This is a genomic window from Rhodopseudomonas sp. P2A-2r (assembly GCF_026015985.1).
Taxonomy (GTDB): domain Bacteria; phylum Pseudomonadota; class Alphaproteobacteria; order Rhizobiales; family Xanthobacteraceae; genus Tardiphaga.
On sequence record NZ_CP110389.1, the window covers coordinates 6,508,767 to 6,533,137 of the forward strand.

General features: G+C 64.6%; 24 protein-coding genes. 12 read left to right on the top strand and 12 right to left on the bottom strand.

All coding sequences use genetic code 11. The features are described from left to right. The first annotated feature begins 136 nt into the window (after positions 1–136). The gene (gene phaR / locus ONR75_RS31270) at positions 137–757 is read left to right on the top strand and encodes a polyhydroxyalkanoate synthesis repressor PhaR (protein WP_265083864.1); all 621 of its coding nucleotides are present in this window, start codon (positions 137–139) and stop codon (positions 755–757) included. A gap of 24 nt (positions 758–781) precedes the next feature. Here phaR and ONR75_RS31275 read toward each other — a convergent pair whose 3' ends face one another. From ONR75_RS31275 to mtgA, 4 genes are all read right to left on the bottom strand, one after another. After that, the gene (locus ONR75_RS31275) at positions 782–2,446 is read right to left on the bottom strand and encodes a bifunctional diguanylate cyclase/phosphodiesterase (RefSeq protein WP_265083865.1); all 1,665 of its coding nucleotides are present in this window, start codon (positions 2,444–2,446) and stop codon (positions 782–784) included. A 418-nt stretch (positions 2,447–2,864) separates the two neighbouring features. Continuing rightward, entirely contained in the window at positions 2,865–3,758 is an 894-nt protein-coding gene (locus ONR75_RS31285) for a hypothetical protein (RefSeq protein WP_320109676.1), read from the bottom strand. A gap of 233 nt (positions 3,759–3,991) precedes the next feature. Beyond that, entirely contained in the window at positions 3,992–4,174 is a 183-nt protein-coding gene (gene rpmF, locus ONR75_RS31290; RefSeq protein WP_184257785.1) for a 50S ribosomal protein L32, read from the bottom strand. Between the two features lie 207 nt (positions 4,175–4,381). Further along, positions 4,382–5,044: a monofunctional biosynthetic peptidoglycan transglycosylase gene (gene mtgA / locus ONR75_RS31295; protein ID WP_265080668.1), complete on the bottom strand. Its 663-nt coding sequence runs from the start codon at positions 5,042–5,044 to the stop codon at positions 4,382–4,384. Between the two features lie 205 nt (positions 5,045–5,249). On the opposite strand from mtgA, the gene ONR75_RS31300 reads away from it, so the two are divergent. The 5 genes from ONR75_RS31300 to ONR75_RS32990 all read left to right on the top strand — a co-directional run bounded on the left by ONR75_RS31300 (position 5,250) and on the right by ONR75_RS32990 (position 9,126). After that, positions 5,250–6,173 (top strand): polyprenyl synthetase family protein, encoded by a 924-nt coding sequence (locus ONR75_RS31300; RefSeq protein ID WP_265080669.1) that lies wholly within the window; start codon positions 5,250–5,252, stop codon positions 6,171–6,173. A 2-nt stretch (positions 6,174–6,175) separates the two neighbouring features. After that, the gene (locus tag ONR75_RS31305; RefSeq protein ID WP_265080670.1) at positions 6,176–6,868 is read left to right on the top strand and encodes a DUF1345 domain-containing protein; all 693 of its coding nucleotides are present in this window, start codon (positions 6,176–6,178) and stop codon (positions 6,866–6,868) included. Positions 6,869–6,940: 72 nt separating this feature from the next. Next, a complete protein-coding gene (locus ONR75_RS31310; RefSeq protein ID WP_265080671.1) occupies positions 6,941–8,548 on the top strand; it encodes a Na+/H+ antiporter in 1,608 nt (535 codons plus the stop codon). Between the two features lie 84 nt (positions 8,549–8,632). Continuing rightward, positions 8,633–8,836 (top strand): hypothetical protein, encoded by a 204-nt coding sequence (locus tag ONR75_RS31315; protein WP_265080672.1) that lies wholly within the window; start codon positions 8,633–8,635, stop codon positions 8,834–8,836. Continuing rightward, entirely contained in the window at positions 8,833–9,126 is a 294-nt protein-coding gene (locus tag ONR75_RS32990) for a type II toxin-antitoxin system RelE/ParE family toxin (RefSeq protein ID WP_413776407.1), read from the top strand. The genes ONR75_RS31315 and ONR75_RS32990 overlap by 4 nt, the downstream gene beginning before the upstream one ends. A 20-nt stretch (positions 9,127–9,146) precedes the next feature. Here ONR75_RS32990 and ispG read toward each other — a convergent pair whose 3' ends face one another. The 3 genes from ispG to ONR75_RS31330 all read right to left on the bottom strand — a co-directional run bounded on the left by ispG (position 9,147) and on the right by ONR75_RS31330 (position 12,117). Continuing rightward, a complete protein-coding gene (ispG, locus tag ONR75_RS31320) occupies positions 9,147–10,442 on the bottom strand; it encodes a flavodoxin-dependent (E)-4-hydroxy-3-methylbut-2-enyl-diphosphate synthase (RefSeq protein WP_265080673.1) in 1,296 nt (431 codons plus the stop codon). Between the two features lie 202 nt (positions 10,443–10,644). Beyond that, on the bottom strand, positions 10,645–11,499 hold the full coding sequence (locus ONR75_RS31325; protein ID WP_413776408.1) for a DMT family transporter: 855 nt from the start codon (positions 11,497–11,499) through the stop codon (positions 10,645–10,647). Positions 11,500–11,616: 117 nt separating this feature from the next. Continuing rightward, complete coding sequence (locus ONR75_RS31330) at positions 11,617–12,117, bottom strand: Fur family transcriptional regulator (RefSeq protein ID WP_265083866.1); 501 nt, start codon at positions 12,115–12,117, stop codon at positions 11,617–11,619. A gap of 158 nt (positions 12,118–12,275) precedes the next feature. Here ONR75_RS31330 and ONR75_RS31335 point away from each other — a divergent pair, with 158 nt between their 5' ends. The 3 genes from ONR75_RS31335 to ONR75_RS31345 are packed head-to-tail and all read left to right on the top strand — an operon-like array spanning position 12,276 to position 15,478. Beyond that, entirely contained in the window at positions 12,276–12,761 is a 486-nt protein-coding gene (locus ONR75_RS31335) for a MarR family winged helix-turn-helix transcriptional regulator (protein WP_265080675.1), read from the top strand. Continuing rightward, entirely contained in the window at positions 12,754–13,908 is a 1,155-nt protein-coding gene (locus ONR75_RS31340) for an HlyD family secretion protein (RefSeq protein ID WP_265080676.1), read from the top strand. Before ONR75_RS31335 ends, ONR75_RS31340 begins: the two co-directional genes overlap by 8 nt. Before the next feature lie 43 nt (positions 13,909–13,951). Next, complete coding sequence (locus ONR75_RS31345; protein ID WP_265080677.1) at positions 13,952–15,478, top strand: MDR family MFS transporter; 1,527 nt, start codon at positions 13,952–13,954, stop codon at positions 15,476–15,478. A 15-nt stretch (positions 15,479–15,493) separates the two neighbouring features. Here ONR75_RS31345 and ONR75_RS31350 read toward each other — a convergent pair whose 3' ends face one another. From ONR75_RS31350 to ONR75_RS31365, 4 genes are all read right to left on the bottom strand, one after another. Continuing rightward, positions 15,494–17,629: an acetate--CoA ligase family protein gene (locus tag ONR75_RS31350; RefSeq protein WP_265080678.1), complete on the bottom strand. Its 2,136-nt coding sequence runs from the start codon at positions 17,627–17,629 to the stop codon at positions 15,494–15,496. A gap of 43 nt (positions 17,630–17,672) precedes the next feature. Further along, entirely contained in the window at positions 17,673–18,434 is a 762-nt protein-coding gene (locus tag ONR75_RS31355) for a hypothetical protein (RefSeq protein ID WP_265080679.1), read from the bottom strand. A gap of 18 nt (positions 18,435–18,452) precedes the next feature. Then, positions 18,453–19,241 (bottom strand): enoyl-CoA hydratase, encoded by a 789-nt coding sequence (locus ONR75_RS31360; protein WP_265083867.1) that lies wholly within the window; start codon positions 19,239–19,241, stop codon positions 18,453–18,455. Between the two features lie 94 nt (positions 19,242–19,335). Then, positions 19,336–20,505: an ABC transporter substrate-binding protein gene (locus ONR75_RS31365; RefSeq protein ID WP_413776409.1), complete on the bottom strand. Its 1,170-nt coding sequence runs from the start codon at positions 20,503–20,505 to the stop codon at positions 19,336–19,338. On the opposite strand from ONR75_RS31365, the gene ONR75_RS31370 reads away from it, so the two are divergent. The 3 genes from ONR75_RS31370 to ONR75_RS31380 all read left to right on the top strand — a co-directional run bounded on the left by ONR75_RS31370 (position 20,504) and on the right by ONR75_RS31380 (position 23,067). Further along, positions 20,504–20,722 carry a hypothetical protein gene (locus ONR75_RS31370; protein ID WP_265083927.1) on the top strand — a complete coding sequence of 73 codons (219 nt, stop codon included), beginning with the start codon at positions 20,504–20,506 and terminating at the stop codon, positions 20,720–20,722. The genes ONR75_RS31365 and ONR75_RS31370 overlap by 2 nt on opposite strands. A 65-nt stretch (positions 20,723–20,787) precedes the next feature. Further along, positions 20,788–21,558 carry a thermonuclease family protein gene (locus ONR75_RS31375; protein WP_413776410.1) on the top strand — a complete coding sequence of 257 codons (771 nt, stop codon included), beginning with the start codon at positions 20,788–20,790 and terminating at the stop codon, positions 21,556–21,558. 48 nt (positions 21,559–21,606) lie between these two features. Then, positions 21,607–23,067: a M48 family metalloprotease gene (locus ONR75_RS31380; RefSeq protein ID WP_265080681.1), complete on the top strand. Its 1,461-nt coding sequence runs from the start codon at positions 21,607–21,609 to the stop codon at positions 23,065–23,067. Positions 23,068–23,272: 205 nt separating this feature from the next. Here the strand turns inward: ONR75_RS31380 and ONR75_RS31385 are convergent, their stop codons facing one another. Then, complete coding sequence (locus ONR75_RS31385) at positions 23,273–24,058, bottom strand: CarD family transcriptional regulator (RefSeq protein ID WP_265080682.1); 786 nt, start codon at positions 24,056–24,058, stop codon at positions 23,273–23,275. Between the last annotated feature and the right edge of the window lie 313 nt (positions 24,059–24,371).

Below are 24,371 nucleotides of genomic sequence, written 5' to 3' on the forward strand. Positions count from 1 at the left end.
TGATCTTAACCGTGCCGCACAAAACGGTAGCGGAAGCGTCATGATCGTGCTTTCCTTGCTGCGTTGCGTAGCTCGTATGCCTCCCCTACGGCGCGATGCCGGCGGGTTCCTGTCCTCGGTACGTATGTGTGAGCCCATGGCGAAAACAGACCAGCCTACGACGATCAAGAAATACGCTAATCGCCGGCTTTATAATACCGGAACAAGCACCTACGTGACGCTTGAGGATCTCGCCGCGATGGTGAAGGACGGCGAGGATTTCCTCGTCTACGACGCCAAGACCGGCGACGACATCACCCGCTCCGTGCTGGCGCAGATCATCTTCGAACAGGAAAATAAGGCCGGCCAGAACCTGCTGCCGACCACCTTCCTGCGCCAGCTGATTCGGTTCTACGGCGACAGCATGCAGATGGTGGTGCCGAAATATCTCGAGCAGTCCATCGATTCGCTGACCCGCGAGCAGGAGCAGTTCCGCAAGCAGATGACTAACACCTTCAGCATGACGCCGTTCGCGCCGCTGGAGGAGCATGTCCGCCGCAACATGGAACTGTTTCAGCAGACCTTCTCGATGTTCAAGCCGTTCGTGCCGCCACGTGGCGGCAGCGCTGCGGCCGAACCTCAGCGCGCCCCGGAGCCGGCCGTGGAAGCCGACTCCATGGACGACCTGCGCCGCCAGATGAAGGACATGCAGGAACGGCTCGAGCGGATGTCGAAAGAGCCCGTTCGGGAAGCCGAGAAAGAGCACAAGGACGATTGATCCAGAGTGTGACGCGGCGGCCGATCAGCCCGCCGCGGGCACCGAGGACGAGTCCGACGAGAGCCATGGCCGCTGCGGCGAGGCCAGGCCGATCAGTCTGCCCTGGATGTAGTCGCAGCCCCAATCGCGCAGCAACGCTTCCGATTCGTCATCCTGCACCCATTCCGCCACCGTCTTGATCCGGAGCCGCCGGCTGAGATCGATCAGCGTCTGCACGAAGGCCCGGTCGTCCGCGGAGCGGGCGAGGTTCTGCACGAAGGCACCGTCGATCTTGACGATGTCGACGCCGAGCTTGCGCAGGTTGCGGAACGACGTGTAGCCGGCGCCGAAATCGTCGATGGCGATGCGACCGCCGAAATCCTTCACCCGGGAGACGAAGCCGCGCACGTCATCGAGGTCCTGGATTGCCACGGTCTCGGTGATTTCCACGATCAGCCGCTCGGCGGCACCGGGGTTGGCGCGCATCATCGATTCGACACAGGCCCACCAGTCGGGATCCATGGTGGTGCCCGGCGAGATGTTGAGGCTGAGCTGGATGTTCGGCGACGCCGAAAGCTCGGCGACCACCAGTTCAAGCACGCGATGATCGACCAGCCGGATCAGGCCGAGCTTCTCCGCCACCGGCACGATGTCCGGCGCCAGCAGCAGCTGACCGTCTTCCTGACGCATCCGCACCAGGCATTCGTAAAAGGCGGCATCGCGCGACCCGGCCCGAACCACCGGCTCGAACGCCATCACGATGCGGCGCTCGTTCAGCGCGGTGACGATCTCGTCGGTGACGCGGATGTTGACCCGGCGCTGCGCATCCCGCTCCACGTTCGGTCGCCACGTCGCATAGGAGCCGAGCCGCCGCTTGCAGGCCATATCGAGGGTTTCCTGGGCGCGATTCATCGCCTCGTCGACGCTGCGCGCATAGCGCGGCACGCTGACCGCACCGATCGTCGCGGTCACCGACACCGGGCCGGATTTCGTCGGAACCACTTCGTCGCGAATACCCTGCAGGAAGCGTTCAGCAGCAACGTTGGCGTCATCGACGCTGCAGTTCTTCAGGATCAGTCCTAACTTGTTGCCGGAGAAGCGGCCCAGCACATCGCCGCCCCGCAGCCTGAGGCGGATGCGCCGTGCGACCTCGCGAATCACTTCGTCGGCGACGTCGAAGCCGAAGGCCTCGTTGATTCGTGACAGGTGATCGATGCCGATCAGCATGAAGGCAAAGGAGGAGCGGAAGCGCGCGGTCTCCTCGACCGCCTCTGCCAGCGAGGCCACCAGATGCACCCGGTTGAGTTCACCGGTCACTGGGTCGTGCTGCGCCAACTGCACCAGTTGCTCTTCGCGCGCATGGCGCTCGTTGTTGACGCGCACGATGCCTTGCACGCGTGCCGGCTTGCCGTCAGTGCCAGCGAACCAGGCGCCGCTTTCCTCGATCCACAACACCGCGGCGCTGCTGCTGGCGCGCACGCCATATTCGATGCGATACGGCACGCTCTCACCGCGATCCGACGGCGGCGTGCGCGTCAGCACGTCGGAACGGATGCTGCGCTGCGGCTCGATGAGCGTCGCCAGACGGCTGCCGGTGGCCAGAAAGTCCGGCGGGATATCTGCGAATACCGACGCGGCCTGCTCGGTCCAGACCATGGCGTCGCTGGCAAGATCCCAGACAAAGGCGGCATGGCCGAGCGCAGCGAGGATGGCGGATGCCTCTGGCTGCGACGGAGCGCGCTCTGAGGCTGTGGCGCTGGGCGAATCAGGAAGGTTCGGAGGTGCGGCGGATGTCAAAGTCGCCTCATTTTGGGACGCTGCAGGGTGATTCGCCAATTGAGAATGGTTGAGAATAGGGCGACCGTCGCGGCGCAGACTAGGTAAAGTTCCTAAAGAATTAACAAACGTTACCGCCGCCGGTATCATTTTCCGTGGCCGCCAATCCGCACCCAGGCGGCACGCCCCTTGCGAAGCAGACAGGACAGGGCTCATTGTGACCCAAAATGAGACAACCGGATCCTGCGCATGCCGATCGCCGATATCAGCCCGCTCGCCAGCCGTCCCGCCGTTCAGATGCGGCGCGCCGGTGATGTGGTGGTGCCCAGAGCCAGCGTCGCGCTGGTGCAGGTCAGCCCCGCTGCCCCCACAGCAACGCTGTCGTCAGGGCTGTCACGCCCCGACCCAACCTTCCTGACGCATCTGATTGCCATGGCCGAGCAGGATCCGCAGACGCGGGTGTTGCGGCGCGCGGCAATCTCCGATGTCGAGGCGGCATACCGTGCCTCGGCCAACCAGAACCAGCCAGCGCAGCCGAACGGCCTGCGTACCTATCGGACGGCTTGAAGCGATCAGCGCGCGGGCGGAATGTCGCGCGATGGGTGCGAGCCGTTGTCCGGCTGCAGGTCGGGTGACGAGACCTGAGGCGACGACACCTGAGGCGGCGAGACCGGGGAGGTGAAACTTGGGGCGACGGGTCGTGCACCACGATCTCCGGCGCCTTGGTTTCGAACTTCGGCTCGTGATGATCCAGCGGAGCGGCTTCTGCCACCGGAGCGGCGGGCACCACCACCGGTGCCGGAGCAGGTTCCGGCTCGTAGCGCGGCGCGGGGTCGACCCGGGCCGGTTCCTGCACCGGGGCCGGCGCCACGGCCGCCACGCGGCGCGGACGGCGTACCCGCAACGCCAAGCCGGCGAGGAAATCGACCAGCGCAATCAGCGTCAGCAGGAAGAAGGTGGAGGTGCCGAACTGCGGCAGCAGCAGGAATTCCGCAGCAGCGCCGCCGAACACCAGCAGCGACAGGAAATGGTCGGTGAAGTATTTCGCACCGGGCTGCCGCGCCTTCATCACCTCGAGCAGCAGCAGCACCACGCCGAAGGCCAGCAGCACGTCACTGAGCGTCACCGGCCAGCTCGCGCCTGACATCAACGGCAGCGTGATCAACGGCGCCGAAAGCGACAGGCCGGGCATCAGGAACACGATGATGTTGCAGATCGCCAGCGGGATCAGCAGCAGCGGGAACATCGGCGAGGCCTTTTTGCAAGCGAGGAAACGAGGGGGACATACCACTCTCAGGCAGTGCCTGATGTGACGCGCCCGCAAGAGCGTCTTAGCTCTAAAGTTGGAGCGAATTCGGGCGGAAATACAGTTTGCCTGTACCCGCCCGCTCGCGCGTCGACCCGCTTGCTGATGCCGGGGCCTTAATCCAGAAAAGACCGCGAGGTACGCCGCAGGTGCGACGTCGCCTCAACCGGCGATCAGGACTCTTTCTTCTTCAGGACTTGGCGGCCCTTATACATGCCGGTCTTCAGATCGAGATGATGCGGACGGCGCAGCTCGCCGGAATCCTTGTCTTCCGCATAGGTCGGGGTCTTGATCGCGTCGGCTGAACGGCGCATGCCACGTCGCGACGGCGATGTTTTTCTTCTCGGAACGGCCATGGGATGGTCCTTGCAGGTCTTGTCTGTTGGTGCGGTTTTCATCCGCGAACGGACGGCCCGGCGCCGGTGGCGCAGGCAAAATCGCTGATAAGGCCGCGCTTATAACGGAACGAGGACGGCAATGCTAGGGCGCTGGCGCGGGAAAATTCGCTCCCCTCGTGGTTCCGGGACACCGCCAGACCGCGGCGCCGGCCGGAATGATCACGTCTACCCCCAGCAGCGCTGCAGTTCTGCCGCCTGCGCCCGCGCCTGGTAGGTGGAGGCCAAGCGGCGCACCCCCGGTCCCGGCGTCCTGGCGCTGCGGGTGACCGGGTTGGGCAGGATGGCCGCCAGCAGCGCCGCCTCGCGCGATGTCAGGGCGGCGGCCGAGCGCCCGAACGCATATTGCGACCCGGCCTCGGCCCCGAACTGCCCGGACGGGCCCATTTCAGCGATATTCAGATAGATTTCCAGGATGCGCTGCTTGGACAGCACCAGATCGATCCACAGCGCCAGCGGGAACTCGAGCGCCTTGCGGACCACGCTGCGGCCGGGCCACAGGAACAGGTTCTTCGCCACCTGCTGGGTAATGGTGGAACCACCGCCGGAGACCTCGCCCTCCTGGGCGTCCTCGATGGCGTTCTGCAGCGAATCCCAGTCAATGCCGTGATGACTACAGAATTTGGCGTCCTCCGAGCCCACCACGCTGCGCGGCAGCGATGGCGCCATGGCGGCCAGATCGATCCATTGCCGCGCCACCGGCGCCCCGGTGACCCAGCGCCAGGCCATTAGCGCCGAGACCGGGTGGCCGGCGCTATAGAGTGGCGTCAGGATATAGGGCAGCAGCAGGAGCAGCAGCGCGATCAGCAACAGGCGGCGGGCAATGCGCAAAGTCAGGACTTCCGTCTGTCGGGGGCACAAGCGTCCCGCGCGTGCACGATTGCGCTCATCAAGCGGGGATTCCGCGCATTTTTCAAGGCGGTTAAGCTTGCCGGACGGATCCGGCCGAAGAACCCTGCCAGCAGCGCCTCCCAGAATTGACGTGGCCTTTGCCATGAACGATTGTCCGCCAAATTTCGATCTGGAGCTATTCTTGATGACCGGCGTTGCCACCACCGATTTTGCCACCCGCCTGGACCAGACCGCCGAGGACACCGAAGCCGTGCTCGGCCGGCTGCTCGGCGACGGCGTTGAGCCGGACGAGATTGCGCGCCCGAAGCGGCTGATGGACGCCATGCGCTATTCCAGCCTGGGCGGCGGCAAGCGGCTGCGGCCGTTCCTGGTGGTGGAGAGCGCCGCCGTGTTCGGCGTGCCGCGCGAGGCCGCGCTGCTGGTCGGCGCTGCGCTGGAATGCATCCACTGCTATTCGCTGATCCATGACGACCTGCCGGCGATGGACAACAGCGACCTGCGCCGCGGCCGCCCCACCCTGCACAAGGCCACCGACGACGCCACCGCGATCCTCGCCGGCGACGCGCTGCTGACGCTGGCTTTCGACATCGTCACGCGGGACGAGATCCACTCCGATGCCACGGTTCGCCTGCTGCTGACCCGGGCGCTGGCGCGCTGCGCCGGCCTCGGCGGCATGGTCGGCGGCCAGATGCTCGATCTGGCCGGCGAAGGCCGTTTTGGCGATACCGGACCGGTCGACGTGGCGCGCGTGCAGCAGATGAAGACCGGTGCGCTGCTGCGCTTCGGCTGCATCGCCGGCGCGCTGCTCGGCCAGGCCACCCCTGACCAGTACAAGGCGCTCGACGATTACGGCCGCGCGCTCGGCGAAGCGTTCCAGATCGCCGACGACCTGCTCGACGTCGAAGGCGATGCCGCCTCGCTCGGCAAGCCTGCCGGCGCCGACGCCGCCCTCGGCAAGACCACCTTCGTGACCCAGCTCGGCGTAGCTGGCGCCAAGCAGCGCGTCAGCGACCTGATCGCCACCGCGGACGCCGCCTTGTCGATCTTCGGCGCCAAGGGCGACGTGCTGCGCGCCGCTGCCCGCTTCGTCGCCGAACGCAAGAATTGACGGTGGCGACGCCGGCCAAGAAAGAGGTCGACGAGCTTCTCGCGCGTTTCCGCAAACTGCCGAAGCCGGTGCGCATCGTCTACGGGAGACCGCGCACCTTTCTCGCCATGGCATTGGGCTTCGTGGCGTTCTTCATGTTGCCGGATTCGATGCGGCTGGTCACCCGGCTGCTGATCGGCTGGGACGTATTCGTAGCGTTCTATCTGGTTCTGGTGCTGTGGATGATGTCGCGCTGCGGGCTGGCGCATATCCGCCGCAACGCCATCCTGCAGGACGACGGCAGCGTCTTCATCCTTCTGGTGGCGGCGTTCGGCGCCTTCGCGAGCATCGCGGCCATCGTGTTCGAGCTCGGCCAGGGCCATCGCACGCCGTGGGAGTTGGGGTTGGCCACGGCCACCATCGCGCTGTCCTGGGCGGCGGTGCACACGATCTTCGCGCTGCATTACGCCCACGAATACTATCGCGGCGCCAAGCCCGGCGGCCTTACCTTCCCCGCCGGCGACAAGCCTGAAGATCCGGACTACTGGGACTTCGTGTATTTCTCCTTCGTGGTCGGTATGACCGCGCAGGTCTCGGATGTCGGCATCACCACCAAGGGCATCCGCCGCACCGCCACCGCGCACGGCATCGTGTCCTTCATCTACAACACCGCTCTGGTGGCGCTGATGGTCAACATCGCAGCCAGCGCGATCTGACCGCTTCTTTCTCCTCCGCATTGACCTCGAAGTCCCGACAGGCAAATTGGACGCTCACAGGAAACTGCCCGCGTGGAAGCCAAGTTCCAGATTTTCCTGATCCTGCTCGCGGCGCTCGCGGGCACCGCTTATGTCGCGCGGCGGATCGATGTCGCTCCCGCCATCCTGTCGCTGCTGGCCGGCATCGCGCTGGCCTTCGTGCCGGGCATGCCGACGGTCGAACTGCCGCCCGAACTGGTGCTGCTGGTGGTGCTGCCGCCGCTGATCTATTCGGCTTCCGTCGCCATGAGCTGGCGCGAGTTTCGCGGCAACCTGCGCATCATTACCTTGCTGGCAGTGGGCTGCGTGATCTTCACCGCCTGCCTGGTGGCGACCGCAACGCATTACCTGATTGGCCTGCCTTGGGGCGTCGGCTTCCTGCTCGGCGCCATCGTCGCGCCGCCCGATGTAGTAGCGCCGCTGGCCATTGCGCGCCGGCTCGGGCTGCCGCGCCGCATGCTGGTGGTGCTTGAGGGCGAGGGCCTTGCCAACGACGCCACCACGCTGATCCTGTACCGCTTCGCTGTCGTGGCGATCTCCACCGGCGCATTTTCGCTGCCCAAGGCCGCGGGCACCTTTGCCGCCATCCTGGCCTGCGAACTGGCGTTCGGCCTTTTCGTCGGCTGGCTCAGCCTGCGCCTGCGTCACCGCGCGCGCGACCCGCAGGTCGAGATCACCCTGTCGCTGCTGACGCCCTATGTGGCCTATCTCATTCCCGAACACTTCGGCGGTTCCGGCATCATCGCCACCGTGGCCTGCGGCCTCTACATCAGCTGGAACGGGCCGCTGCTGATCTCCGCCGCCACACGCCTGCAGGGCATCTTCTTCTGGGACCTGATGATCTACCTGATCGAGGGGCTGCTGTTCCTGCTCACCGGTTTCCAGATGCGCCTGTTGCTCGAGAAATCCAAGGCGTTCCCGTTCGACGACATCATGCTGGCGTCGGCGCTGGTCGCCGTGGTGATCGTCGTGGCCCGCTTCGCCTGGGTCTATCCGGCGATCTACCTGCCGCGCTTCTTCAGCCCCGCTTTGCGCAAGAGCGACCCGGCACCGAACTGGCGCTGGACCTTCGTAGTCGCATTCACCGGGGTGCGCGGCGCGGTCTCGTTGGCGGCGGCGCTGGCGCTGCCGTTTGCGCTGCCCTCCGGCGAAGGCTTTCCGTCGCGCGACCTGATCCTGTTCGTAGCGTTCAACGTCATCCTGGTGACGCTGGTCGGCTTCGGCCTCGGCCTGCCGGTCGTCGTCAAACTGCTCGGCATGGGCCGCACCGGCCGCGAGGAAGTGGTGGCCGAGCACGAGGCGGAAATCGCGGCCCGCCGGGAAGCGCTCGCGGCAGCGCTGGCGTCGCTCGACGCCATGACCGACGATCGCGAACTATCGGACGAAGTCGTCAAGCTGCTGCGCGCCCGCCACGAGACCCGCTCCGGCCAGTTGCCGGACGGCCTCGACCCCGACAACGAGGGCGCCTCGGCGCTCGGCACCGACCTGGTCCGCGAGTTGATCGCGGCGGAGCGCAAGTTCATCCACGTGCAGTTGCGCGACGGCAAGATCACCGACGAAAGCCGGCGCCGGATCGAGCGCGATCTCGACCTGGAGGAGGCGAGTATTGCGAACCGGGAGTATCGGACGCTGCCATTGTGAGGCGGCGCTCGACCTAAATCTGGTGCGATGGAGATAAAAATCTGCTAGTTTGACTCGATGACGAGAGAGAGCCTCGAAATCCTTTTGGATCGCGTCGCAGCCTGGCCCGAAGAGGACCAGGACAAACTTATTCGTTTCGTTGGCGAGATCGAGGCTGGTCGTCAGATTGAGCACGAACTTAACGAAGAAGATTATGCCGCGATTGAACGCAGCATAGCGGATGCCGATGCGGGACGCTTTGCACCCGACGGCGCAGTGGAGGCCCTGTTCAACCGCTATTTCAAATGAAGGTTCGCTGGTTAGAATCTGCGACCAACGAACTTGAAGATATCTTCGTTTATATTCTTAAGCACAGCCCAAGGTCAGCCGCATCGGTGGCCAGACACATCATAGAACGAGCCGAATCGCTTGGTGAATTTCCCTTCAAGGGGGAAGAGACAAGGCGCACAGGAATACGCAAGCTGACGGTTACGAACTATCCGTATGTGATCATCTACAGGGTGGTCGAGGCCGCGGAGGAGGTCCAAATACTCAACGTGCGCCACACAGCCCGCAAGCAATCGCCGGCGGAGGGATAGTCCCACCGGCGAGCCACATATTACTCCGCCGCGTCGGCGCCCACTCCCGCCGGCAGCGCCGCGCCCGAGCCGTAGCGGTGATCGATATAGTCGATCACCATGGCCTTGAACTCGGTGGCGATGTTGGGACCGCGCAGGGTGCGGAATTTCTTGCCGTCGACGAACACCGGCGCGGCCGGGGTTTCACCGGTGCCGGGCAAGGAGATGCCGATGTCGGCATGCTTGGACTCGCCGGGGCCGTTGACGATGCAGCCCATGATGGCGACGTTCAGCGACTCGACGCCGGGATAGCGGGTCTTCCAGCTGGGCATTTCGACGCGGATAAAATCCTGGATCGAGCGCGCCAGTTCCTGGAACGTGGTCGAGGTGGTGCGACCGCAGCCGGGGCATGCCGCGACCAGCGGCACGAAGGTACGGAAACCCATGGTCTGCAGCAATTCTTGCGCGACCTGGACTTCCAGCGTGCGGTCGCCGCCGGGTTCCGGCGTCAGCGAGATGCGGATGGTGTCGCCGATGCCCTGCTGCAGCAGGATGCCGAGCGCCGCCGAGGACGCCACGATGCCCTTGGAGCCCATGCCGGCTTCGGTGAGGCCGAGATGGATGGCGTAGTCGGAACGTTCGGCGAGCGTCTGATACACCGCGATCAGGTCCTGCACCGCCGAAACCTTGGCCGACAGGATCATGCGGTTCTTCGGCAGGCCGATTTCCTCGGCGCGGGCGGCCGACAGCAAGGCCGACTGGACCATCGCTTCGCGGGTCACCGCGCGGACATCCTTCGGCTGCGGCAGCAGCGCGTTCTCGTCCATCAGCTTGGTCAGCAGTTCCTGATCGAGCGAGCCCCAGTTGGCGCCGATCCGGACTGTCTTGTTGTACTTCAGCGCCATCTCGACGATGTCGGTGAACTGGGTGTCGCGCTTTGCCTTGAAGCCGACGTTGCCGGGATTGATGCGGTACTTGTCGAGCGCCTCGGCGCAGGCCGGATGGTCGGCGAGCAGCTTGTGGCCGATGTAATGGAAATCGCCGATCAGCGGCGTGGTGATGCCGCGCTTGCGCAGCTCATCGCGGATATGCGGCACGGCTGCAGCGGCTTCATCGCGATCCACGGTGATGCGGACCATTTCCGAGCCGGCGCGCGAGAGGGCTGCGACCTGCTCGATGGTGCCCTGGATGTCTGCTGTGTCGGTATTGGTCATCGACTGCACGACGATCGGCGCCCCGCCGCCGACGGCGACATTGCCAACCATGACCTGGATGCTGCGATGCCGGGCCATCGGGCCGGCGACATCGCTCTGCGGCGGTTTTTCAAGCATGTTCATGAGGTCTCGAATATCAGGTTTTGGTGACATTCAGCAATGGACGAGTGGTCACCGTGACGTGCGCCGTAGCCCTGAAATAGCCAGCCAGGGCGTCTAGGATAAGGGGTGATAGCGGTAAATACTGACAATTTGCTGACGTGCGCGGGCCATTTTCGGCGTTTGGACGCCAATTTGTTCCATTTTCGTTCGGCCGAGCCGCCGCTCATACCTCCACCGACGCCGGCTTGTTCACCAGATACAGCCCGGCCACGACCAGCATCGCGGCGACGCCGAAGGCCGGGGTGAGGCGGTCGCCCATGATCAGATAACCGCCAGCGACGCCGATCAAGGGGGTGATGAAAGTGAAGGCCGACAGCTTGCTGGCGGAATAGACCCTCACCAGGCTGAACCAGACCAGGAAGGTCATGCCGACCACCCAGATCGCCTGCCAGGCCATCAGGCCCAGCGTCAACGCGCCGGGGATGCCGGGAATGGTCTCGCCGGCAAGCCAGGCCGCGAGGCCGAGGATCGGGATCGATACCGCCACCTGGTAACCCAAGGCCTTTTCCGGAGGGCACCGGCCGAGCTTCGTCGCCTTGACGCACAAGGTGGTCGCCGCCCACATCACCGCGCCGCCCACGACCATCAGGTCGCCGAGCAGCACCTTGGCATCGACATCGGGTTGCGGCACGCCGATGGCAAAAGCAACGCCGGCGAAGCTCACCGCCAGCCCGGTCCACTGCACGGCGCGCAGCCGCTCGCCGAGAAACCGATAGGAACCGGCGGCCACGAAAAACGGCGCCGTATACAGGAACACAGCGGCACGGCTGGCCGAAGTGTATTCCAGGCCATGAAAGATCAGCACGAACTCGACGCCGAACAGAACCCCGCAAGACAATCCGATTTTCAAGGTGCCGTCGCGCACAAACAGTGGCGTGCCGCGGATCGCGGCGATCGCCACAATCACCACCAAGGCCCCAGCGGACCGCAGCATTGCCTGCAGATAGGGCGGGATTTCCGGCAGCACGAGCTTGATGGCGATCTGGTTGAAGCCCCAAGTCAGGCATAGCAACAGCATCAGAGCGATCGCGCCAAGGGTAAGCGGGCGCCCGCCGGGCGGGATCGGGAGGGGTGGTGCTGACATCGGGCCTCGGTCCGGCTTGCCGCCGTGTTGTTCTTGTTGCTGCTGTTGTTCTCAGACGGTCTGGCAGTGTGCGCAGGTGCCAGTGATTTCCACCACCGAGAGTTTGGGTGCGAAACCGGTGGTGCGCGCGGCGTCGTTCAGGCTCTGCGCCACCTTGGCGGCCGGCACCTCGCCGACCGAGCCGCATTTGTCGCAGATCAGGAACGCCACCATCGACGCCTCGGCGTGGTCGTGGGCGCAGGCCAGGAAGGCGTTGCGGCTCTCGATGCGATGAACGAGGCCGTTCTCCATCAGGAAATCCAGCGCGCGGTACACCGTGATCGGCGCCGGGCGCGACATGGTCTTGGCCAGTTCGTCGATCACCTCATAGGCGCCGAGCGGCCGATGGCTGCCCAGCAGGGCGCCCAGCACCTGGCGGCGGATCGGGGTGAATTTCTGCGACCGGCCGGCGCAGACCGTTTCGGCGTGCTGAATCGCGTCCGCGGTGCAGCGGTCGTGATCGTGATCGTGATCGTGGCCGGGGGCCGGGAAATGCGGCTTGGCAAGGGTCATCACCGACATTTAGTGCGTCCGCGCCGATTCCGCTCGCAAAATCGGCAGATCGCCAGCGCATCTGTGGGAGCCATGCCATTCATGCAGGGCTGCCCCTAAAAGATATAGGATCGATATAATATGCATTGCTTATTATGTCACATTCATACGGAGTAACCATGCCCGGATCCAATGTCGACTTCCTGTTTGCGCTGTTCGAAACCCAGCGCCTGCTGCGGCTATATGCCGAGAAGCAGGCGCGGCGGTTCGGCCTGACCAAGGCGCAATGGAGCGTTCTGGCCAAGCTGGAACGTACTGAAGGCCTGAAGCAGACCGAAATCGCCGACCTGCTGGAAATCCAGCCGATCACGCTGACCCGGTTGATCGACAAGCTGTGCGACCTCGGCCTGATCGAACGCCGCAGCGACGACAGCGATCGTCGGGTCAACCGCCTGTATCTCACCGAAGCCGCCCGGCCGCTGATGCGGAAGCTCGGCCAGCTGCGCAACGAACTGACGGACACGGCTCTGGCCGGCCTCAGCGCCGGGGATACCCGTCTGCTGGTCGCCCAACTCGAAATCGTCAAGGACAACGTCCGCGAGGCGATCCAGCACCCCGCTCCCGCGCCGACGCCCAACCTGCTCAAGGAATCGACCTATGGCTGAACCCGCACTGAAACTCGCGCCCGAAACGGGGGCTCCGGACAAGGCTGTCGGGGATTCGGCGACCACGGCGCCGGCCCGTCCCGGTTTCCTGCGACGCTACCGGCGAACCTTGCTGCTGGTCGCGTTGCCGATCGTCGCGCTGGTCGGCGGCATCGCCTTCTATCTGAGCGGCGGCCGCTACGTGACCACCGACGACGCCTATGTCGGCGCCCAGAAGGTGCTGATCACGCCGGACATCTCCGGCAAGGTCGAGAAGGTGGTGGTGCGCGAGGGCCAGCACGTCAACGCGGGCGACGTTCTGTTCGAGATCGACCCAGTGCCGTTCCGTTTTGCCGTGCAGCAGGCTCAGGCGACGCTGGATCAGCAGCAGACCACCTATGACAACCTGGTCAGCAACTTGAAGATCTACGGCCAGATGCAGGACCTGATGCAGCAGGGCGCCGACCTGAAGCAGCGCGACGTCGAACGCAAGGCGACGCTGGCGAAAAGCAATTTCGGCTCGCAACTCGATCTCGACAATGCCGGCTCCGCGCTGGTGACTGCCCGCGCGCAGCTCGAATTGCTGAAGCAGCAACTGTCCACCGCGAAGAACCAGTTGCTCGGCAATCCCGACCTGCCGCTTGCGCAATTCCCGCCCTACGCCCAGGCCAAGGCAGCGCTGGAACAGGCGCAACGCAACCTCGACCACACGGTGCTGCGCGCGCCGATGAGCGGTACTGCCACCCAGGTCGACAACATCCAGCTCGGCCGATTTGTGGCCGCGGGCACGCCGATCCTCAGCGTCATCGACGATTCCAAACCGTGGGTCGACGCCAACCTGAAGGAATCCGACTTCACCTATATTGCGGTCGGCCAGAAGGTCGATATCGACGTCGACGCGTTCCCCAACCACGTCTTCAAGGGCACCGTCGGCTCGCTGAGCCCGGGCACCGGCGCGCAGTTCGCGATCCTGCCGCCGCAGAACGCCACCGGCAACTTCGTCAAGGTGGTGCAGCGCGTGCCGGTGCGGATCTATCTCGACAATGCCGATCCCGCAGTGAAGAAACTCAAGGCCGGCATGAGCTCGTATACGTCGATCGACACCAATCATCACCGCTCGCTGGCGGCGCTGTTCGGCATGTCGCCGGCCGTCGCGAAGCAGGACTGATCCGGTGGCGTCGGCAACCGCCCCTTCGTCTGCACAACCCGGCATGCGCCGGACCATGGTGACGATCTGCGCCATGACCGCGACGATCATGCAGGCGCTCGACACCACCATCGCCAACGTGGCGCTGCCCTATATGCAGGGCTCGCTGTCGGCCTCGCAGGACCAGGTCAACTGGGTGCTGACGTCCTACATCGTCGCCGCCGCGATCATGACCGCACCGGTCGGCTGGGTTGCCAACCGGTTCGGCCGCAAGAAGATCTTCATCATCTGCTCCGCCGGCTTCACCATCGCCTCGGTGATGTGCGGCCTCGCCCAGGATATCGGCCAGATGGTGCTGTTCCGTCTGCTGCAGGGCGTGTTCGGAGCAGCTTTGGTGCCGTTGTCGCAAGCCGTCATGCTCGATAGCTACGCGCTGCACGAGCGCGCCAAGGCGATGTCGATCTGGGGCATGGGCGTGATGCTCGGCCCGATCATGGGTCCGTCGCTCGGCGCATGGCTGACCGAAACCTATTCCTGGCACTGGGTGTTCTTCGTCAACATCCCGTTCGGCATTGTCACAGTGGCTGGACTGATGGTGTTCATGGACGAGACCAAGACCAATGCCGAACTGAAGTTCGACTGGTTCGGATTCGGCGCATTGGCGCTCGGTATCGGCTCGATGCAGCTGGCGCTTGACCGCGGCGAGCAGCTGGGCTGGCTCGAATCCAACGAGATTATCATCGAGACCATCATCGCCATCGTCGGCTTCTATTACTTCTTCGCGCATTCGCTGACGTCGAACCGCCCCTTCATCCAGTTTGCGATCTTCAAGGACAAGAATTTCGTCGGTGGCTGCGTGTTCATGGCTGTGATGGGCCTGGTGCTGTATTCGACCATGGCGCTGTCGTCGCCGTTCCTGCAGAACGTGATCGGCTATCCGATTCTCACCGCCGGCCTGCTGCTGGCAACGCGTGGCTCCGGCACCTTCGTCGCCATGATGCTGGTCGGCCGTTTCATGAAATATATCGAGGCGCGGACACTGATCATGGCCGGCATGGCGCTGATCTCGCTGGGCCTGTTCTTCACCGCGCGCTGGACCGACCAGACCGGCGTGACCGAGATCGTCATCGTCAGCATTGCGCAGGGCTTCGGCCTCGGCCTGGTGTTTGTGCCGCTCTCCACCGTCGCCTTCCTGACGCTGCCCAACCACCTGCGCACCGACGGCACATCGATGCTGACCTTGTTGCGCAATGTCGCCAGTTCGATCGGTATCTCACTGGTCATCGCGCAGCTCACCTCGGGCACACGGATGGCCCATGCGGTGCTGGTCGAACACGTCACGCCGTTCAACAACGCGTTGCAGATGCCCGGCGTCCGCGAGATGCTCGATCTCACTACCGACGCCGGGCGCGCCGCGGCCGACGCCATCGTCACGCTGCAGGCGACGATCATCGCCTTCGGGCTGGATTATCAGACGGTGATGGTGGTGACACTGCTGGCGATTCCGCTGGCGCTGATGATCGGCTCATCGAAGGCGGCGTTGCGCGCGCAGTCGAAGGCGCCAAGCGATCATGCCGCGGTGATGGACTAGGCTGCCGCGTCAAGCTTACGGTCGCGGCTTCGGTACCACCAGCGCATCGACGATGGTGACGCCGTCGCCCAGGGCATGCACAAGCACCGGGTTGATCTCGATCTCGGCAATCTCATCCTTCGCGTCCGCGGCGATCTGCGACAGCTGGGCGATCAGCGCAGCCAGCGCCGGCACGTCGGCCTTCGGCGCGCCGCGAAACCCGTCGAGCAGAGCTGCGGCCTTCAACTCGCGAAGCATCGACATGGCTTCGGCCGGACCGACCGGCGCCGGGCGATACACCACATCCCTGAACAGTTCCGCGGTGACGCCGCCGAGCCCGACCATCACCAGCGGCCCGAAAGTGGCGTCCGTCAGGGTGCCGACAATGATCTCGACGCCCTTGTCGGCCATCGGACCGAGCAGCACGCCCTGGATCGCGGCATCCGGCCGGAGCCGCTGCGCATTGGCCAGCAGCGCATCATAGGCAGCGAAAGCGGCGTCTTCCGTGGCGATGTCGATACGCACGCCGCCGATCTCGCTCTTGTGCGGAATGTCGCGCGATTGCACCTTCAGCACCAGCGGGAAGCCGAGCCTGGCGATCTCGCTTTGGAGCGTGCGCCTTTCCTGCACCAGGATCTCGCCCGGCAACTCAACACCGGCAGCGCGTAACAGAGCCTTGCTGTCGTACTCGGATAGCGTCGCCGCCGTCAGATACGCGGACAGGTCGGGCAGCCGGGCCGACTGCTGCTCCACCGGCGCGACCGGCCTGAAACGGGCGCGCGCCGCCATCTGGCGCAGCGCCACCACGAGATGCGTCAGGCCGGACAGCACCACCACCCCGGAGGCTGCGAGACCCGTGCGGGCGAAACCCGACGGCAGCGTGTAGGACCAGAACACGATCGTCTTGCGTTTGGCGTCGATGACCGGCTGAAGCTCCGGCTGCTTGAACGGCATGCGGGTCTCGCTCGACAGCGAGATCACCACCAGGATGGCATCGACCTCGTCGGATTCGTCGAGCAGTTCGATGGTCTTCTGCAGGCCGCCGCTGTGCACCGCCTGTGCGGTGATATCGATCGGGTTGCGCGGCGAACCATAGGAGGGGATCAGGCCGCGAATGGCCGTCTGCAACTGCGCGGACAATTCCGGCACCTGCAGCCCCTGCCCCGCCAGCGCGTCGGCGCCCCATATGCCGGCGCCGCCGGACACCGTGACCACGGCGACGCGGTCGCCCTTCGGCAGCGGTGTCGATATCAGCAGAGCGGCGATGGTGACGGCCTCGTCGAGATCGTTGGAGACGATGAAGCCGTATTTGGCGAACACCGCGTCATAGGCCGCGGACCAGCCGGCCATGCTGGCGGTGTGCGAGGCGGCGGCGCGCTCGCCGGCGCCGGAACGGCCGACTTTCGTCACGATCACCGGCTTGCCGGTTTCGGCCGCGCGTCGAGCGGCGGCGAGAAAGCTGTCGGTGTCGCGGATGCCTTCGATGAACAGCAGGATCACATCGGTCAGCGGATCCTGCACCATGTAGTCGAGGAATTCGCCGGCGCCGAGATCGGACTCGTTGCCGGTCGAGATGACATAGCTCAGCGCAATGCCCAGCGCTCTCGCGCGGTGATAGATGGCAAAGCCGATGCCGCCGGATTGCGCGACGATGCCGATGCGCTTCCGGGTGGCGATCAACCGCGGCTGATCCGGCCTGACGTCCACCGTCGGGCTGAAGGTCGCCGCGACCTGCCCGATCTCGTTGAAGAAACCTTCGGCATTGGGGCCGGAGATCCGCATGCCGGTGCGCTTCGCCAGACCGGCGATGGCGTCCTGCATCGCAATGGCATCGCCGCCCTCCTCGGCGAAACCCGACGAGATGATCACCGCATTCTTGACACCAAGGCCGGCGCATTCGTGCAGCGCGTCGAGCACGGCACGCGCGGGGATGATGACGATGGCCAGATCGATCGGCTGGCCGATGGCGGTGACCGAAGGATAGCACTTGAGCCCGTCGATGTCGGCATAGTTCGGATTGACCGGATAGATCCGGCCGGGAAACTGGTTCTTGCGCAGGAACGCCAACAGCAGGCCGGGAATCTTCATCGCATCGCGCGACGCGCCGATGATGGCGATGCTGGACGGCGAAAAGAACGTGTCGAGCGGATGGTGGCGCGCGCTGGCCGTCATTTGCGGTCCTGTTGTTGTCTTCTAAAGCGGCCGGCGAATGCGATCAGGCCACGAGGTGGAATGTCACCCCGGTCAACAGGAACGCATCGCCGGCGCAAGGACAACCGCGGGCCCGCGCGGCGGCGCGCACCGCCTCGACATCGCTGACCCCGAAAGTCAGCCCGGTGATCGCCTCGACGGCGCCATGGACGAAGTTGAAGCGGCAGTTGACCAGTTCCAGCCGCGGCTCGCCGGTGTCGGCGCCGCTGACGGGAACGCCGATGATGCGGCCCCAATGCGCCGCCAGATCGTCCGGCTGCGGCGACTGGATCTCCACCGCGACCAGCGCCTTGGTCGTCTCGGTGCGGATCGATCGCTGCCAGAACGGTCCCGCCGGCGGATAGGCGCCGCGGATATCGTCGCTGCCGTCGGTGTGATTGAACTCGATGAAGGCCGCCCGGCAATCGCGCGGATGCAGTTGCACCCCGTGATAGGGCGGATGGTCGATGACGTTGGCGATCCGCACGCCCATGGCTTCAGCGTTGCGACCGCGCTCGTCGGGATCGTCGCAACTGAAGATCGCCATGTAGCCGCCGTGGCCGCCGGATTTCTCCAGGAAACGTCCGGCCGCGGTGCCCGGCTCGATCGGCGCAATCACCTCCAGCAGCATGGTGTCCACCGGCAGCAGCGCGTTTTCCAGACCGTAGGTGGCGACATGGGGGTCGCGATAGCAGACGTCGAGTCCCATGATGGCGGCGATGTCGCCGACCACAGGCTCCAGGTTCGGCGCCACAAGACAGATCTGACGCAGTCGCATCTGGCTCATGTGCCTGCCCCCGGCATATCAATGCCCATGAAAAACGGGTTTGCGTTTCTCGACGAAGGCCGCAGCGGCCTCCTTGTGGTCCGCGGTGTCGCTGGCACGCGAGTGGTGCATGGCTTCGGCATCGAAGCAGGCTTCCAGCGAGAGGTGCTCGGCGTTGTTGATGTTGCGCTTGATGTAGCCGAGCGTGACCGTCGGCCCCTGGGCGAAGGACATCGCCAGGTCGTGGGCTGCGGTTCCGACCTCGGCATCGTCGACTACCCGGGTGACCATGCCGAGCGCCAGCGCTTCCTGCGCGGTAAGCACGGGCGACATCAGATAGAGCTCCCGCGCCTTGGCGCTTCCCAGCAGGTGGGTGAGGAAATAGGTGCCGCCGTAATCGCCGGACAGCCCGACCTTGGCGAAGGCCGTGGTGATCTTGCACGATGCGCTGGCGACGCGGATGTCGCATGCGAGCGCGATGGACAGCCCTGCGCCCGCGGCAGCGCCGTCGACCTGCGCCACCACCGGCTTCGGCATCTCATGCAGGATGCGCGAAACTTCCATGCCGCGCCGCAGGTTGGCCATCTTGGCCTCGAACGGCAATGGCGCGCGGCCGGCGGCCATCGATTTGACATCGCCGCCGACGCAGAACGTGCCGCCGGCGCCCTTCAGCAGCACGGCGCGCACTTCGTGGTCCTCCGCCGCCCGCCGCGCCGCCGCCACTAGCCCCTGCGTCATCTCGACATTCAGCGCATTGCGCCGGTCAGGCCGGTTCATGGTGATGGTCAGCAGTCCGTTGTCGAGCGCCTGGAGAACCATGTCGTTCATCGCAGTGTCCTTCTTTTTGTTCTTGTTGTTATTCTTGTCCTCGGCGCCATCGGTCATTGCGCGCACGCCGCAATGACCGATGGTCGTCGTTGCCTTACTTCTTCACCAGCGGACAGCGCGAAGCTTCCAGCGGCTGGAACGCCTGATCGCCCGGCACGGTGGCGAGCAGCTTGTAGTCGTCCCAGCGCCCCTTCGACTCCGACGGCTTCTTCACTTCGAACAGATACATGTCGTGGACCATGCGACCGTCTTCGCGGATCCTGCCATTCTTGGCGAACATGTCGTTGATCGGCGTGTCCTTCATGAGCTTCATCACGGGCGCGGCGTCGGTGGTGCCGGCGGCCTTCACGGCCTTCAGATAATGCAACACCGAGGAATAGACGCCGGCCTGCGCGGAGGTCGGCACCCGCTTGGTGCGCTCCTGGAAACGCTTGGTGAAGGCGCGGGTCTCGTCGTTGAGATCCCAGTAGAAGGCTTCGGCAAGGATAAGACCCTGCGCAGTCTCCAGGCCGACGCTGTCGATGTCGGAAATGAAGGCCAGAAGCGGCGACAATTTCTGCCCACCGCTCTTGGTCAGGCCAAATTCGGCGGCCTGCTTGATGGCGTTGATGGTGTCGCCGCCGGCATTGGCGAGGCCGATCACCTTGGCCTTGGAGCTCTGCGCCTGCAGCAGGAACGAGGAGAAGTCCGAGGTATTGAGCGGATGCTTGACGGCGCCGAGCACCTTGCCGCCGGACTTCAGCACCACCGCGGTGGTGTCCTTCTCGAGATCCGCGCCGAACGCGTAATCGGCGGTCAGGAAAAACCAGCTGTCGAGCCCGGTCTTCACAGTGGCGAGCCCGGTGACGTTGGCCTGGCCAAAGGTGTCGAACACATAGTGCACGGTGTAGGGGCCGCAGGCCTCGTTGCTCAGGCGGATCGAGCCGGGGCCGTTGAAGATGATGATCTTGTTGCGGGCTTTGGCGATTTCCCCGGCGGCCAGAGCGGTAGCGGATGCGGCCACGTCGACGATGGCTTCGACGCCCTGATTGTCGAGCATGTCGCGGGCAATGTTGGCGGACAGGTCGGCTTTGTTGAGATGGTCTGCCGCGACGATCTCGATCTTGCGGCCGAGCACTTCGCCGCCGAAATCTTCCGCCGCCATCTTGGCTGCAGTCTCCGAGCCCGTCCCGGTGATATCGGCATACAGGCCGGACATATCGAGGATGGCACCGAGCTTCAGCGGCTTGGTCTGCGCCATCGCCGAGGTAACCGTCATTGCCATGACCGACGCCAGCAAACCTGAAACAATTCTCTTCACGAAGGCCTCCCTTGAGCACCGTCGCATGTTGCGCGGCACAGATTTTGTTGCGGCGATCATGACGCAAGCCAGTTCCAGCGGCAAGCCACGGCGATCACAGGAGTCGGAGCAAAAGGCGCGCACCTTCCGTCAAGCGGAATGCGGGAGAACAAATCGCGCAGACTGTCGTACCGGCGGTTAGCTTTCGCGGCCGACGCAATTTCCGATAGAAGTCATCGGTAGCGCCCGTTACTTCCGGATGCGGCAATGACGACGACGGTCACGCGATACGGACTGGTACTACTGATCGCAACGACGACCATGGCGACGGCGCCCGCCGCCGCTATGATCGGCTGCAGTTTTGAACCGCAAGGCGCGGGCCGCGTCAGCGCCGTTATCGACAGCCGCACCTTCCGGCTCGACGACGGTCGCGAGGTGCGGCTGGCCGGAATAGAATTCCCGACCGCGTCATTGGGCAAGGATGCGCTGGCCGCGCTGATCGCCGGTCGCGAGGTGACGCTGCACGGTGACAGCGACATGCCGGACCGTTACGGCCGGCAGCCGGCATTCGCGTTCGTCGATCAGGGCGACCTCGTCCAGCAGGCACTGTTGAGCCAGGGCGTGGCGCTGGCGTCGGCAGAGGTGACCGATCCGCCCTGCGCCGCTCTCCTGAAGGCGGCCGAGGCGGCTGCCCGCAGGGCCAGGCGCGGCATCTGGGGCAGGTCCGCCGTCATAAAAAACGCGGAAAGTCCGGGCGATATTTTGACCAGGATTGGGCAGTTCACGGTGGTCGAAGGACGGGTTCGGTCGGTTCGGCAGGCTGGGACGACCACCTATCTGAATTTTGGCAGACGCTGGACACAGGACTTTGCTGTGACTATTTCAAGGCGCATGATGGCTGCGTTCGAGGGCGCGGGAATATCGCCTAAGTCGCTCGAAACACGACAGATTCGCGTCCGCGGCTGGGTCGAGCTGCGGAATGGGCCGCGGATCGAGGCGCTCCGGGTGGGGCAACTGGAACTGGTCGGGGACGACTAGACCAAAAGGGCAGTCAAGGTTGTGACAGGTGTGGGTCGGCAAACCAGCATGAGCCGCCGCCTTTGGGCTGCGCCTGCTTTGCTGTGCGCGCTGTTTGCCCTCGGCGGCTGCGGCGACGCCAGCCGCTTCGATGTCAGTAGTGCCAGGCCGACAAGTCCCGCCAAGCCGCCGAAGGTGCCGGTGGTGCAGACCCCGGCCGGCGAGAAGGAGCATGAACGCATCCTCGCTTCCTATGGCGGGTCCTATGACGATCCCCGGCTGGAAGCGCTGATCACCAAGACGGTGGACCGGCTGGTGGCGGCCTCCGAACGTCCGGACCTCACCTACAAGGTCACCATCCTGAACTCCGGCGCGGTCAACGCCTTCGCGCTGCCATCCGGCCAGTTGTATGTAACGCGCGGCCTGATCGCGCTGGCATCGGACACATCGGAGCTGTCTTCGGTGCTGTCGCACGAGATGGCCCATGTGCTCGCCAAACACGCCTCGATCCGCGAGGAGCAGGCACGCCAGGCTGCCGTCGTCACCCGCGTGGTCACCGACATGGGCAGCGATCCCGACCTGTCGGCGCTGGCGCTGGCGAAATCCAAGCTGACGATGGCGAGCTTTTCGCGCGCCCAGGAATTCGAGGCCGATGGCATCGGCGTCGGCATTTCCGCCCGCGCGCATTTCGATCCCTACGGCGCCGCGCGCTTTCTGAGTTCGATGGAGCGCAATGCGGCGCTGAAGGCTGCGCGATCGCCGCTCGACCCGCGCGCCCAGGACTTCCTGTCGTCGCATCCCGCCACGCCGGAGCGCGTACAGAACGCCCAGGCAAATGCACGGCAATACTCCTCGCCCGATGGAGGCGAGCGCGACCGCGAGACCTATCTCGCGGCGATCGACAACATCGTCTATGGCGAGGATCCCAGCGAAGGCTTTGTGCGCGGGCGGCGCTTCCTGCATCCCAAGCTCGGCTTCACCTTTCAGGCGCCGGAGTCCTTCACGCTCGACAATACTGCGCAGGCGGTGATCGGCGTGCGCGAGGGCAGCAACCAGGCCATGCGGTTCGACGTGGTGCGGGTGCCGGCGGAGCAGTCGCTCGGCGACTACCTGAATTCCGGCTGGATGGAGAATGTCGACAGGGCCTCGACGGAAGACCTCACCATCAATGGGTTTCCGGCCGCCGCCGCCACCGCACAGGGCGATCAGTGGCAGTTCCGGGTCTATGCGCTGCGGTTCGGCAGCGACGTCTATCGCTTCATTTTCGCCGCCAAGCAGAAGACCAGCGAGAGCGAACGCAACGCCCGCGAGACGGTCAATTCCTTCCGCCGCCTGACGCTGGCAGAAATCCAGGCGGCGCGGCCGCTGCGCATCAAGATCATGACGGTGCAGCCCGGCGACACCGTCGAATCGATGTCGCACCGCATGGCCGGCGTCGACCGCCCCGCCGAGCGCTTTCGCGTGCTCAACGGCCTCGATGCCCAAGCCACCATCAAGGTCCGCGATCGCGTCAAGATCGTCGTGGATTGACGCGCTGACCGACTTCGTCTCGATAACGTCGGAACATGCTCAACCGTCATCCTGAGGTGCGAGCCGACTTCGGCTCCCCTCGAAGGATGGTGCTCCGCGCCGTCGCCCTTCGTGGCTCGCAAGAGCTCGCACCTCAGGGTGACGGCGCTCCATTAAAAAGCCCGGCGTTTCAGCCGGGCTTTTGATCTCAAACCGTAGAAACCGCTTACGCCGCTTCGTCGGCGGCGGCGACATCGTCGCCATCGGCGTCGGCATCATCAGCGCTGGCTTCGGCACCGGCTTCGGCCTTGGCGCCGCGGCGCGGGCTCTTGGCCAGCTGGCCTTCGATTTCCTTGACCGCTTCGGTCTCGGTCACGTGCTGGACCACCGCGATCTCACGGGACAGACGATCCAGCGCAGCTTCATACAGCTGACGTTCGCTGTAGGACTGCTCCGGCTGCGAGTCCGAGCGGAACAGATCGCGGACCACCTCGGCAATCGCGACGATGTCGCCGGAATTGATCTTGGCTTCGTATTCCTGGGCGCGACGCGACCACATGGTACGCTTGATGCGTGCGCGGCCCTTCAGGGTCTCCAGCGCGCGCTTCACCAGCGCCGGCTCCGACAGCTTGCGCATACCGACATTGGCGACCTTGGCGGTAGGCACCCGCAGGGTCATCTTGTCCTTCATGAAATTGATGACGAACAGCTCCAGCTTGGCGCCGGCGATTTCCTGCTCTTCGATAGCCAGGATCTGGCCGACGCCATGCGCCGGATAGACCACGAATTCATTGGTCTTGAAGCCCTGGCGCTGGGTCAGCACCTTCTTCGGCTCCTCCACGCGAGGTGCCACGGCGGCCGGCTTGGCAGCAGCTGCAACCGGCTTCGCGACCGCCTTGGTTGCGGCCTTCGGCGCAGCCTTGGCAGCGACCGGCTTCGCAGCGGGGGCCTTGGACTCAACAGACTTTGACTCAACAGACTTGGCGGAGGTTTTCGCAGTCTTGCTTGGCATTGAACTTCTTTTGTTTTTGGAGGACTTTGCAGGAGCAGGCTTGGCAGTGGCAGCCTTTACGGCGGTCCGGGTCGCCTTGGCGGGAGTCCGGGCACGGCCTTTGGTTGCACTGCGGCTGGCCGCAGGGGCTTTCTTTGCAGCCTTAGAGATACTCTTTTTACGCGTTTTCTGTGACACAGCCTGATGCGCGGGTACTGCCACGCCCCTGTTTGATGATTAAACGGGAAACCCGGCAGGGGCCATCGAGCGGCACCAAATGGGTCCAGCTTCTTGAATTGTGCCTATAATAGCACATTTCCCGCAAAAATCAATG